Consider the following 12,828-nt stretch of genomic DNA (forward strand, 5'->3'; position numbering starts at 1 on the left):
GACACCCTCCACGGGTCAGGCAGTTGCAGGGCGGCGGTGAACAACGACGTGGTATCCATACCCCCAAACTACCCGACCAGCACCACCACCCCCCGACCCACTCACCCACACCAAACAGCGAAAGGCCCAAAAAATACCCCCTTCGGCACGCATGCGTCAACCCACGGGGGCGAACTGTCCGCGGCGATGCCCCCATGGTGGATGCCGGCCGGTGCGCGCCGCCGGCGGCGCGCACCGGCCACGCTCAGGCGCGGGAGGAGTCGACGAGGTCGATGCCCTCGTCGGCCATCTCGCGGCGGGCGGCCGCGCCGAGCTCCGCGGAGACAGGCACCGTCAGGTCGGTGAACACGCGCACGTCATAGCCGAGGCGGTGCGCGTCGAGCGCGGTTTCCTTGACGCAGTGCGATTCGGCGATGCCGACGACGTCCACCTGCGTGATGTCCGCGGCGGCGAGCGCGTTGGCGAGCGTATGGCCGGCCTCCAGCCCGGCGTCGACTTCGGCAAGCGTCTGGATTGCGTCGGTGTTGTCCTCGATGCCTTCGAATCCGGAGTAGGCGGCCGCATACTGGCCCTTCTTGAAATGGTGGGCGATGCCGAGCGCCTTGATGGCCGGGTGCAGCTCGGCGTTCGGCGTGCCGGCCTTGCCATGCACCGGCCAGGTGTCCACGAAGTCGGGTTGGTCGGACCAGTGGCCGCCGGGTTCGATATGCCAGTCCTGCGTGGTGGCCAGATACGCGTAGTCTCCGCGGTGGGCGCGCACGAAGGCGGCGATGCGCCCGGCCACCGCGTCGCCCCCGTCGACTCCCAGCTCGCCGCCCTCGCAGAACGTGGGTTGCACGTCCACGACGATCAATGCCTTGCGTTCCTCCATCGCCATCACTCCCCTGGTGCGCGTTGCCGTTCGGTTCCGGGCGGACTCTCCGTCCCCGCCCTTGGTCCCCATCCTATGGCGCGGCGGCGCGGTCGGGCCAGCGGCGGCGCGGTATGCGGGCGCCGCCGCCTGCGGCGACGCGTCAGAACAGAGGCACCGTGCAGTGGGCGCTTCCGGCGGAGCCGGAGGCTTCCTTGGCGTCCTTCTGCTCGCCGTCGACGATGACCTTGCATGTGACCTGCTGGTCGTTGCCGCCCAGGACATCGCCGCTCACGCTCACGCCGACCAGGTCCTTGGTCTCGTCCCCGGTGAAGGTCTTCGACCAGGTCCCGTTGAACTGCTCGGTGTTGCTGCTGCCCTGCTTCATCCAGATCACGGTGCCGTTGCCGGTGGCCGTGGCCTGGAGCTCGACGGTCTTCTCGGCGGGCTTGGGCTGTTCGGCGGGGCTGGAATCCCCGCTTGCGGAGCCTTGTTCCGATGCCGTGGTGGGAGCGGGGCCCGTCTGCGTGGATTGGCCGGAACCTCCCGAGGTGCCGCCGATGGCCCCTCCGATGCCCAGCACCACTACGACGACGATCAGCCAGAACCACCACCTTTTCAGGAGGGGCTTGCCGGTCTTCGCCTTCGGCTCCGCGGGTTGGGACGGCTGCTGAGGTTGGGTCGGTGTTGTGGCCATGGTGTCCTTCTTTCGTTGCTTGCCGGATGGCGCCGTCCATGACAGGCATGATGCGCCGCATGGGGAACGGGCCCCGTCCGGTTCGGTCACTGCCGACGCTACCGCGCTCCTCGCCGGCGCGTCAGTGTCCGTACGGACATATCGGCTTGCCCGTTCAGGCAGTGGAGCGCCCCGGCATTGCCCCGAAGTCCAATGGCGGCAGATGAGGCACGGCCATACAGTGGAGCTATGAAGAATTCGTTCCCGTCCCATGCCACGCCCGACGATGAGGTGACGGTGCAAGCACGGCGCTGGTGCACGCCGGCGATGATCGTGTGCGCGATGGTCGGATGCCTCGTGCAATGCTCCTATGCGGCGCAGCCCTATGTCGATGGCGTGGCCGACGCGAGGATGCTGTGGCTGATGGCGGCGACGTTGCTGGCTTTCGCGTTCCCCTTCGTGCTCAGGGCGCGGCACACCCATCCGGAGCCGGTGTTCTGGGCATGCCTGGCCATCGTGGTGGTCTTCCCCTACGATCCGCTGCTCATGCTGATGGCGCTGGCCTCGCTGCTGGCTCGGCGCTCGTCGCCACGACGCACCGTGCGGGCGGTGGCCGCCGGCAGCCTGGCGGCGGCGTGGGCACAGGCCCGCGATGCGATGCGCCCGGCGGACGAATCGGTGTGGCATCAGCTGTTCGCCCGCCCCGGCACCGGTGTCGACGGCGTGCCACTCCACCCCATGGCCGGGGACACGGCGATCGTGGTGACGGCGCTGGTGTTCGCACTGGCGGAAACCGCAGTGGCGGTGCTGCTGGGACTGCATATCCGCTCCCGGGCGCTGGCCAGAACCGCGCAGGCGCAGGCGCAGGCCGCCGCCGACCACGCCGCCACGCTGCAGACGGATCTGCACAGCCAACAGTTGGCGGACGCCATCGCCGCGGAGGCGCATGACACGCTCGCCCATTCGCTGTCCCTGCTTGCGTTGAACGCGAGCGCGCTCAAGGCGGAGGCGGCCGCATTCCCGGACTCGCGCGAGGCCCGGAGCATCGCGCAGAAGGCCGATGACATCCGCCGTCAGGCGGCGGGCGCCTTGGACGAGGCGCATGCGATCATCGGCATGCTTCGCGACCCGCGATCGGCGTGGGAACAGCTCGCCCCGTCCGAGCAGACCGCGCTGACCCGCGAATCGTTGGACGCACTGCTGGGCGAGGCCCGGACGGCTGGCATGCAGCTCAACTCGTGGATCGACATCGAGCGGCTGAGCATATTGGATGACGGCATCGCCAAGGTGGCGTACCGGGTCATCCAGGAGTGTCTGACGAACGCCCGCCGCCATGCGCCGGGGCAGCCGGTGTCGCTGGAGGTTGCCGCCTCCCCCGCCTCGGGAGTGCATGTCCACTGTTCCAATCCGCAGGCGTCTGCCGAGGACGGCGATACCGGCGGCGGCATGGGACTGGCCGGTCTGGCGGCACGCGCACAGGCCGTGGGCGGCATGTGCCGCCATGGCGTCGATGAACGCGGCATCTTCCACGTCGAGGTGAATCTGCCGTGGGTCTTTCGCGGCGACCCCGGTGCGGACGGAACGGGCCAGGAGACGTCCGCTCCCGTCATCGGGCGGGATGCGGACGCGGGGCAGCCCGCCGGGGCAGCCCGCTAAGATGACGTCTGTGAGCGAAGAAGAGCATGGCACACCGGCCGCCAGGACCAAAGTCAGCGTCATCGACGACGACCCGATGATCTGCCAGGCGATGCGGCTGGTCCTCACCGACTATTCCGGGGGACGACTCGAGGTGACGTCCACATCCACGGATGGCGCCACGGCGGTGGAACACGCGCGGCGGGAGCTCCCGGATGTGGTGCTCATGGATATCGCGATGCCTGGCATGGACGGCATCGAGACGACGCGGGCGCTGCGCGCGCTGCCCCATCCGCCGCATGTGCTCATACTCACGTCCCTGAGCCCAGGCGGCACGGTGGAGCGCGCGGTCGAAGCGGGCGCGGAGGGGTTCATCTCCAAGACGGATGCCCCGGAGGACATCATCAGACGGGTGATGGGCGTATGCCGGGAAGCGCCCCAGTTCAACACGGCAAGCCAGCGCCAGCTCATCGGCGATTTGAGCACCCAGCGCTTCCGGTCGCGACGCGACGAGGCACGAGCCCTGCTTGATTCGCTGCCGGAACGGGAACGCGAGGCCGTGGTGTTGGCGGCGGAGGGCTTGACGAACGCGGAGATCGCGGCGCGGATGTTCATCTCGGAACGCACTGCGAAGGCCCATCTCTCCTCAGCCGGCGCCAGACTCGCGATGGGACGTGTGCAGATGGCGCGGCTGGTCGAGCGCGCCGACCTTCCGCCGCGGAGCTGAGAGTCGTCCCCGGCAGGACACGCGCGAAGACGGGCGTCGCCGCCTGCCAAGCCGTTCGGATAGAGTGGTCGGTGACCGGCGATGACGCCGGTCACCGACACGAAGGAGTGACGGTTATGAACACCATCAAAGCGATCCAGTACGGCTGCGGCAAGATGGCCGCGTACACGATCCGGTACATGCATGAGAAGGGCATCCAGATCGTCGGCGTCATCGACGTGAACCCGGCCGTGGTGGGCATGGATGCCGGTGAATTCGCCGGCATCGGCCCGATCAACGTGCCGATCCGGTCGGACGCGGACGCGGTGCTCGACGAATGCGACGCCGACATCGCGGTGGTCACGTTGTTCAGCTTCACCGAGGAGATCGAGGAGATGTGCGCCAAGTGCCTCGAGCGGGGCATCAGCGTGGTCACGACCTGCGAGGAGGCCATCTTCCCGTGGACCACGGCGCCGGGGGTGACCAACAGGCTCGACCGCATCGCCAAGGACCACGGGGCCACGATGGTCGGCTCGGGCATGCAGGACATCTTCTGGGTGAACATGGTGGCGATGGTCGCCGCCGGCTGCCATCGCATCGACAAAATCACCGGCGCGGTGAGCTACAACGTCGAGGATTACGGCCTGGCGCTCGCCAAGGCGCACGGCGTGGGGCTGAGCGCCGAGGAGTTCGAGGCGCAGCTGGCGCATCCGGAGCAGGTCGTGCCCTCGTACGTGTGGAATTCGAACGAGGCGCTGGCGCAGAAGCTGGGGCTGACCATCACGTCCATGTCGCAGAAGGCCATGCCGTATTTCTCCGATGTGGACGTGCCCAGCGCCACGATGGGCGCGACGATCCCCGCCGGCACCTGCATCGGCATGAGCGCGGTGGTCACCACCGAGACGATGCAGGGCCCGGTGCTGGAGACCGCCTGCATCGGCAAGGTGTACGGCCCGGACGACGGCGACATGTGCGACTGGACGATCGCCGGCGAACCGGATGTGGAGTACCACGTGGTCAAGCCGGCGACGGTGGAGCACACCTGCGCCACGATCGTCAACCGCATCCCGGACGTGCTCAACGCGCCCGCCGGGTATGTGACCGCCGACCAGCTCGACGAGATCACCCATCTGACCTATCCCGCGTCGCTGTACGTGCTGTGACCGGCCGCATCCGGCATAATACGGAAGCATGATGAACGATCGATGCCGTGACGTGACGCTGCGCCGGCTTACCGCCGGCGACGACGCCGAGTTCCTCGCCATGCTGCGCAAGGCCTGGTACGCCGAGCACCCCGAGCCGTGCGGCCGGCTCATGGCCGAGGTGGATTGGCAGGGCTGTCTGGCCCGCGCCACCGAGGCCCTGGTCGCCGTGGACGCGACGACCGGCTCCCCGCTCGGCGTGATCCTGGTGCGCGTCGACGCGCTCGACCGACGCCCGGCCTTCAACCGGCACCGCCGTCGCGCCGCGCTGGCCGGTCTCAGGCTCGCCGCCACCAGGGGCGGAGCCAGAGGGCTGGCCGAGCTCACGGCCATCGATCTGACCGATCGCCGGCTGCTGCGCGAAGCCGTCGGCAAACGCGGCGGCCGGCCCTATCCGGCGGAAATCGTCCTGTTCATCGTCGCCCCCGAGGCTCGCGGCCGCGGGGTCGGCGGCCGCCTGTTCCGCGCCGCGATGGCGTATCTGGGCGAACACGACGTGGACGAGTATTTCCTTTTCACCGACACCGGCTGCGACGTCGGCTTCTACGAGCACCAGGGGCTGGCGCGCATGGCCGCACGCGACCTGGCCGACCCCGGGTCCGCCTACGCCAGCACCTTCTTCGTCTACGAAGGCCGCGTGCCGCCGCTGCCGTGAGGGAAGGAACGCGCGTCGCCACGCGGAACGGCCCGGGAGAGGGGTTCCCTCTCCCGGGCCGTCTGCCGTTCGTGTGGCCGCGTGGCGTCGGTGTCAGCCGCGCTTGCGGGCCAGGTAGCGTCGCACCATGAGCACCTCGGCACCGACGACCAGCAGGCCGATGACCACGTCCACGCCGATGAGCGTGACCTTCCAGGCCGGCATCGGCTCCTTCGGCTCGCCGTTCTCATACACCCAGCTGTTCGCCACGGTGTAGAGGATGTGCCGGCAGGCTTCGCGCATGTACTGCACGGTGCTGGCGTCCGAGGTGTCGGTCGGCACGTTCGGGCCCGCGCCATAGGTGGAGAGCATCGCGTCCACGCCGTTGGCCAGCGCCGCGTCCGCGTTCATGAAGCCGTGGCCGTTGTCGCGGAAGTAGTCGGAGATGGCCATGCCCTTGAAGCCCCACTCGTCGCGCAGCACGGTCTTGAGCAGGTTGCTGTTCTCGCCGGCCCACTTGACGCCGATGTAGTTCCAGGAGACCATGAGCGCCTGCGACTTACCATCCTTGATGCCCATCTCGAAGGGCTTGAGGTAGATCTCGCGGATGGCCTGCTCATTGGACCGCACGCTCACCATCTTCGAGTTGCCGTCGTAGAGGGCGAAGTGCTTGATGAACGCGTACACGCCCTGGCTCTGGCAGCCTTCGATGGCGGCGGTGGCCATGATGCCGGAGAGCGTGCCGTCCTCCGAGTAGAACTCGTAGTTGCGGCCGCCGAAGGGGCTGCGGTGGATGTTCACGCCGGGCGCGTACCAGCCGGCGATGCCCATCTCGCGGGCCATCTTGCCCATCATCTCGCCGTAGTCATGCACCAGGTCCGGGTTCCAGGTCATGGCGATGAGCGTGGCCACGCCGAAGCCGATGGAACCGTCGCCGGTGAAGTTGTTGTTGATGGCGGCCGGGCCGTCGGCGTCGATGACCTGCACCTTGCCGACGGACGGGGCGGCGGAGGTCTGGTAGCCGGCGAGCGAGGTCAGGTCCACCATCTCCTTGACGCTCAGCTCGTCGAGCAGCTTGTCCCATTCGGGGTCGTCGGCGCTTTTGCCGCGCAGGTCGGCCAGGCGCACGCCGTTCTTCGCACCGGTGGTGGGCATGGTCGCATCCGGGTCGAGGTAGGTGCCGCGGTCGAAGTTCTTGTTGATGTGGTACTGCGCGCGCAGCTCCTCCGGCAGCACGTCGCTGCCCTTGGCGGTGGCCTGCTCGTAGTTGGCGAAGTGGCCGGCGCGGGACAGGTACGTCACGTTGCCGAGGGCGTCGTCGAACTCGTTGGTCGCGGCCTTGAGGTCGCCGTTGTGCGTGGTGTCGCCGTCGTAGACGATGGTCTCGGGCACGGTGACCACCTTGGAATCGAGCACGGTGTGGGAGTCGGCGTTGATCGAGATCGTGTAGTCGCCGGCCTCCAGCACCCACGCCTTGGCCTTCTGATAGTCGTACGAGGCGAGGTCGTCCTTGGCGATCGTGAAGTCGATGGTCTGCGAGGCGCCGGGCTTGAGCAGGTCGGTCTTCTGCTCGTCGAGCAGGTTGGCGCTGGCCTTCTCGATGCCGCCGGAGCCGCCGCCCGCGTACGCCGGGTTCTCCGACGCCCAGCCGAACAGGTTGATCGAATCCACGTTCTTCAACGGCAGCAGGCCGTCGTCGTTCTTGAGCAGCACAAAGCCTTCGCCGGCGATCTGTTGGCTCAGTTCCTTCGCCTGCTGCGTGGTGGCCTCGCTCACCGTCTGGCTTTTGCCCAGGGCCATGCCGATCAGGGTGGACATCGGGATGAGGATCACCAGGTTGACCACCACCACGACCGAGACCACGGCGCCGAGCACCGCGTTGCCGCGCACCAGGCCGCGCATCGGCTTGCGGATCCAATGCGCTCCCACGATCACCGCAATGGCGATGACGAGCAACACGCCCAGTGCGACCAAATACCATTTGATGGTATCGAGGACGCCGATCACATCCTCCATATTGATGCCTACCATCGTTCGTCTCCTGTACTCGATGCTCCGGTGGCAACGCCGGAGTCTGTCTTCCGTGACATCTCCAGTACAGCAGAGACCGGTGCGGCGGATGGAGGAAAAGCACCGTTCTGTCGTGCGCCTCGCACGTTCTGCCGGCGCGCCGCCGGTCTCCGGTCAGGAGCGGGCGGCCAGGTGTTCGGCGAACAGGCGCTTGAATTCGGTGCGCCGCGGACGGCTGATGAGCAGCCGGTCGCCGTTGGACATCACCGCCTCGTGGCCGTCGACCCCCATCACATGGTCGAGGTTGACCAGATAGCCGGAGTTGGCTTTGACGAACGCATGGTCGAGCGCGGCCAGACGCTCCTCGAGGCGCACGATCGAGCAGGTGATCTGCAGGTTGCCGAGCACGGTGTGCATCACGGTGCGGTGCCGCACCGAATCGACGTAGATGATCTCGTCCAGGCAGATACGGCGCAGCTTGCCTCCGGACATCACCTCGATCGCGTGGCGTTCGTTGGTCCGCGACGCCGCGCGGCACCGGTCCATGTCCCGTGCGAAGGCCTCGTATGACGGGGGTTTGAGGATGTACGAGGCCGCGGCGACCTCGTAGCCTTCGAGCGCCTGGTCCTCGGTCATCGACACCAGGATGGCCTCCACGGCCGTGTCCCGCTGCCGGATGCTGCGCATGACCGCAATGCCGTCCAGGTTCCCCGGTCCCACATTGACGATCAGCACATCCCACTCCGGCGCATAGTCGCGCGCGAAGGCGGCGCCGTCGCCGAACACCGTCGTCTCGAGCTCCACGCCGAGGTGCCTCATTTGAAAGTGGGTGCGGAACCGGGAGTGGTGCCTTGCGTGGGGTGGGCGTGAAATCCTGGTCGGTGTCGGCTGGGGTTTTGTTGTTGTCTTCCGGTCGGGCGCCCGCGATGCGTGCGGGTGTCCTGTTCGAGTATGGCGTGTCGGGGCCGGCGCGCTGCTCGAGGCGTCGGGTGCGTGGGGCGGCCATGTCCTCGGGCTGGTCCTGGATGGCGTGGGTGCGGCGGACGGGCTCGGCCGGGTTCGTCTCGGCGGTCAGGCGTTCGATGCGTTCGCGTCGTTCGGCCGGGATGGATCCGGGGCCGCCGGCGGCCCGGTCCTGTCCGTCGGACCTTGCGGGCCGCCGCCATGGGGCCATGGGCCGGTCGTAGACGCGCCTGGGGCGTCCGTCGCGGGTGCCGGGGCGTCCCACGGGTCTCTTGGACGGGGTGAACGGGTTGGCCTTGACGCTCACGGGCCGCCACGGCTCGTTCAACAGGTCGGGTTCGGCGAGTTCGCGCCGGCGGTCGGAACGCGTGCTCGCGCACGACGTGGTTGTCGCGGGACCCGGCGGTGGCCTGGCCGTTCTTCCTGTGGGGACGGCCGCGGGTCCGCTGGGTGTCGGGCCGCCGGAGGTGGCCGATGAGGTCCGCGTCGACGGACTCGCCGCCGTTGTCGTTGTCGTGGGGGCGGATCGGGAACGGGATCCTCTCCTCGATCCTCTCCTCGGCCTGGGAGAGGTCGCGGCACGCGTCGTCGCGGGCGGACGCGTTCCCGGCCCATCCGGTGGCGAAGCCGACCACGGCCGGGGTGCGGCGGCATCGCCTTGGGATACCTGCCGCACGGCATGTCCGTCAACACCCGCACCCGCACCGGCGGCTCGCGCGACTGGCCGGAATGCCGGCACGGCCGCTCCCGCGCCGCCGGCGCCGCGCCGTTCCCATGCCGCCCGGCCCGGGCGAGCAGGCGCCTGGCCGTGCCCCCGCCCACCCCGGGCGGCTCGCGCATCCCGTCCAGGATGACGCCCCTCCGCTTCTTCGACGCCCTCACATACTCGTCCCTGAACCTGAGGATGACCTGCCGCCTCGCCGCCACGCTGATCCCGTCCTCCATACGACCAGCCAAACAGGCCACGGTCGGTGACAAGATTCACGACACCGCGCACATCACCGGCACCATTCCGGACGACACGTACTGCGTGAAGTTCGAATACTGGGAGCAGGCGAACGGCGATGCCCATGCCGCGGCGATGCGGTCCGCAAGGCTCCCGCTGGCGGGAGCTGGCACGCGAAAGCGTGACTAAGGGTGGTTGGCGACTCGATGTTCGACGAGCCGTTGACCACCCCCCAGTCAGCTCCGCTGACAGCCCCCGCCGGCGGGGGCCACTGCAACCCATGCGCGCGTTCCCAGGTCGTGCGATGCGACGCCCCCGCAGGCGGGGGCTGCCACAGGCAGGGCCGTCACTTGGCGCGCATGAGGTTGCGCAGCACGTACTGGAGGATGCCGCCGTTACGGTAGTAGTCGGCTTCGCCGGGCGTGTCGATGCGCACCACCGCGTCGAAGGCGATGGTGGAGCCGTCGGCCCTGGTGGCGGTCACGCGCACGGTGGACGGGGTCCGGCCTTCGTTGAGCGCCTCCACGCCTTCGATGTCGTAGGTCTCGGTGCCGTCCAGGCCCAGGGATGCGGCGGAGGCCCCCTCCGGGAACTGCAGCGGCAGCACGCCCATGCCGATGAGGTTCGAGCGGTGGATGCGCTCGAAGCTCTCGCAGATCACGGCCTTGACGCCGAGCATCATCGTGCCCTTGGCCGCCCAGTCGCGCGAGGAACCGGTGCCGTACTCCTTGCCGGCGAGCACGACCAGCGGCACGCCGTGGTCACGGTAGTCGCAGGAGGCCTCGTAGATTGTGGTCGGCTCGCCCTTGAGGAAGTCGTAGGTGAAGCCGCCGGGCGTCACCTCGCAGCCGGCGGAGGCGAGCAGCTGGTTCCTCAGGCGGATGTTGCCGAAGGTGCCGCGCACCATGACCTCGTGGTTGCCGCGGCGCGAGCCGAAGGAATTGAAGTCCTTCGGCGCCACGCCATGCCCGGTCAGGTAGCGGCCCGCCGGGGAGTCGGCCTTGAAGGCGCCGGCCGGGGAGATGTGGTCGGTGGTCACCGAGTCGCCGAGGAGCGCCAGCACGCGCGCGCCGTGGATGTCCTCGACGGGGGCGGGTTCGGCGCCCATGCCGTCGAAGAAGGTCTGGCGGCGCACATACGTGGAGTCCGGGTCCCAGGCGAAGCGTTCGCCGGCGGGCACGTCGAGGCCCTTCCAGCGCGCGTCGCCGTCGAACACGGAGGCGTAGTCCTTGACGAACATCTCGCGCGAGACGTTCCGCGCCACCACGGCCTCGACCTCCTCGTTCGTCGGCCAGATGTCCTTGAGGTACACCGGCGTCCCGTCGGGGCCCTCCCCCAGCGGCTGCGTGGCGAAGTCGAAGTCCATCGTGCCGGCGAGCGCGTAGGCGATGACCAGCGGCGGCGAGGCCAGGTAGTTCATCTTGACGTCCGGGCTGATGCGCCCCTCGAAGTTGCGGTTGCCCGAGAGCACCGAGGTGACGGTCAGGTCGTTGGCGTTGATGGCCTCAGAGATCTCCGGCAGCAGCGGACCGGAGTTGCCGATGCAGGTGCCGCAGCCGAAGCCGGCCACCTCGAAGCCGAGCGCGTCGAGGTCCTGCTGCAGACCGGAGCGCGTCAGGTAGTCGGCCACGACCTGCGAGCCGGGGGTCAGGGAGGTCTTCACCCACGGCTTGGGCTTGAGTCCCTTGGCGGCGGCGTTGCGCGCGACCAGGCCCGCCGCCACCATGACGGACGGGTTGGAGGTGTTCGTGCAGGAGGTGATGGCCGCGATGGCCACGTCGCCGTTCGTCAGGTCGAAGTCGCCGCGGAAGTCGGTGGAGACGGCCACCGGTTCCTTGGCGGTGCGGTCGGTCTCGTAGGCGGGCACGGTCGTCTCGTAGGCGGCCTTCGCGCCGGTCAGCTCGATGCGGTCCTGAGGGCGCTTGGGGCCGGCGATGGACGGCACGACGGTGCCCAGGTCGAGCTCCAGGTACTCGGAGTACTCGGGCTCCACGTAGTCCGGGTCGGTGGCGTCGCCCCACAGGCGGTTGGCCTTGGCGTAGGCCTCGACGAGCGCGACCTGCTCCTCGGAGCGGCCGGTCAGGCGCAGGTAGTCGAGCGTGACCTGGTCAATCGGGAAGATGCCGCAGGTGGAGCCGAACTCGGGGCTCATGTTGCCGATGGTGGCGCGGTTGGCCAGCGGCACGGAGGCGACGCCCTCGCCGTAGAATTCGACGAACTTGCCGACCACGCCGTGCCGGCGGAGCATGTCGGTGATGGTGAGCACCACGTCGGTGGCGGTGACGCCCTCGGGGATGGCGCCGGTGAGCTTGAAGCCGACGACACGCGGCACAAGCATGGAGATCGGCTGGCCGAGCATCGCGGCCTCGGCCTCGATGCCGCCGACGCCCCAGCCGAGCACGCCCAGGCCGTTGACGGTGGTGGTGTGCGAGTCGGTGCCCACGCAGGAGTCGAGGTAGGCCAGGTCGCGCCCGGTGCCCAGGCCGGACTGGTCGGCCGCCTTGGTCATGACGACCTTGGCGAGGTATTCGATGTTGACCTGGTGGATGATGCCGGTTCCCGGCGGCACCACGCGGAAGTTGCGGAACGCCTGCTGGCCCCAGCGCAGGAACTGGTAGCGTTCCCCGTTGCGCCGGTATTCGATGTCCATGTTCTGCTCGAGCGCGTCCGGCACGCCGTACTTGTCGACCTGTACGGAGTGGTCGATGATCATGTCGGACTGCACCTGCGGGTTGATGACCTCGGGGTCGCCGCCGAGCTGGCTGACCGCGTCGCGCATGGTGGCGAGGTCGACCACGCAGGGCACGCCGGTGAAGTCCTGCATGACCACGCGGCTGGGCGTGAACTGGATCTCATGGCTGGGCTCGGCGACCGGGTCCCAGTCGAGCAGCGCCTTGACGTGTCCGTCGGTGATGTTCGCCCCGTCCTCGTTGCGGATGAGGTTCTCGACGAGCACCTTCAACGCGTAGGGCAGGTGGTCGATGCCCGGCAGATCGGCGATTGCGTAGTAGTCATAGTCCTTGCCGCCCACGGTGAGCGTGGACAGCTGGTTTGCGTTCAGGGACATGCGTGCCTCCGGAAGGTTGCGGCTGGGAACAGCCCGAGTATCCGTCCGCATGGTACCGCCGCGGGGTATCGCTCTGGCGCGTCGGCCCGAAGTGTGGGATAATCCGCGCGCCCCAGGCCCAGCCCGGCCAGGCCCAACC

Annotated in this window: 10 protein-coding genes; 5 read left to right on the forward strand and 5 right to left on the reverse strand. The window is 68.6% G+C overall.

Annotated elements, in window-relative coordinates:
* Positions 1-244: 244 nt before the first annotated feature.
* Complete coding sequence (locus H7U32_RS08910) at positions 245-871, reverse strand: isochorismatase family protein (RefSeq protein ID WP_204469724.1); 627 nt, start codon at positions 869-871, stop codon at positions 245-247.
* 142 nt (positions 872-1,013) lie between these two features.
* Positions 1,014-1,547 (reverse strand): hypothetical protein, encoded by a 534-nt coding sequence (locus tag H7U32_RS08915; RefSeq protein ID WP_204469725.1) that lies wholly within the window; start codon positions 1,545-1,547, stop codon positions 1,014-1,016.
* A 306-nt stretch (positions 1,548-1,853) separates the two neighbouring features.
* Between H7U32_RS08915 and H7U32_RS08920 the strand changes: the two genes are divergently transcribed.
* The 4 genes from H7U32_RS08920 (at position 1,854) to H7U32_RS08935 (ending at position 5,724) form a co-directional block, all read left to right on the forward strand.
* Positions 1,854-3,182 carry a histidine kinase gene (locus tag H7U32_RS08920; RefSeq protein WP_204469726.1) on the forward strand — a complete coding sequence of 443 codons (1,329 nt, stop codon included), beginning with the start codon at positions 1,854-1,856 and terminating at the stop codon, positions 3,180-3,182.
* A 1-nt stretch (position 3,183) separates the two neighbouring features.
* Positions 3,184-3,888, forward strand: coding sequence for a response regulator transcription factor (locus tag H7U32_RS08925; RefSeq protein WP_204469727.1), 705 nt, complete (start codon positions 3,184-3,186; stop codon positions 3,886-3,888).
* Positions 3,889-4,004: 116 nt separating this feature from the next.
* On the forward strand, positions 4,005-5,030 hold the full coding sequence (locus H7U32_RS08930) for an NAD(P)H-dependent amine dehydrogenase family protein (RefSeq protein ID WP_204469728.1): 1,026 nt from the start codon (positions 4,005-4,007) through the stop codon (positions 5,028-5,030).
* Between the two features lie 28 nt (positions 5,031-5,058).
* The gene (locus H7U32_RS08935; RefSeq protein WP_204469729.1) at positions 5,059-5,724 is read left to right on the forward strand and encodes a GNAT family N-acetyltransferase; all 666 of its coding nucleotides are present in this window, start codon (positions 5,059-5,061) and stop codon (positions 5,722-5,724) included.
* A 93-nt stretch (positions 5,725-5,817) separates the two neighbouring features.
* On the opposite strand, the gene H7U32_RS08940 is transcribed toward H7U32_RS08935, so the two are convergent.
* Positions 5,818-7,734, reverse strand: coding sequence for a glycoside hydrolase family 3 N-terminal domain-containing protein (locus H7U32_RS08940; RefSeq protein WP_204469730.1), 1,917 nt, complete (start codon positions 7,732-7,734; stop codon positions 5,818-5,820).
* A gap of 153 nt (positions 7,735-7,887) precedes the next feature.
* Positions 7,888-8,517 (reverse strand): LytR/AlgR family response regulator transcription factor, encoded by a 630-nt coding sequence (locus H7U32_RS11030; protein ID WP_204469731.1) that lies wholly within the window; start codon positions 8,515-8,517, stop codon positions 7,888-7,890.
* A gap of 838 nt (positions 8,518-9,355) precedes the next feature.
* On the opposite strand from H7U32_RS11030, the gene H7U32_RS08950 reads away from it, so the two are divergent.
* Positions 9,356-9,811 (forward strand): hypothetical protein, encoded by a 456-nt coding sequence (locus H7U32_RS08950; RefSeq protein WP_204469732.1) that lies wholly within the window; start codon positions 9,356-9,358, stop codon positions 9,809-9,811.
* 157 nt (positions 9,812-9,968) lie between these two features.
* Here the strand turns inward: H7U32_RS08950 and acnA are convergent, their stop codons facing one another.
* Positions 9,969-12,689 carry an aconitate hydratase AcnA gene (acnA, locus tag H7U32_RS08955; protein ID WP_204469733.1) on the reverse strand — a complete coding sequence of 907 codons (2,721 nt, stop codon included), beginning with the start codon at positions 12,687-12,689 and terminating at the stop codon, positions 9,969-9,971.
* Between the last annotated feature and the right edge of the window lie 139 nt (positions 12,690-12,828).

Source organism: Bifidobacterium pullorum subsp. saeculare, assembly GCF_016899725.1.
Taxonomy (GTDB): Bacteria; Actinomycetota; Actinomycetes; order Actinomycetales; family Bifidobacteriaceae; genus Bifidobacterium; species Bifidobacterium pullorum_C.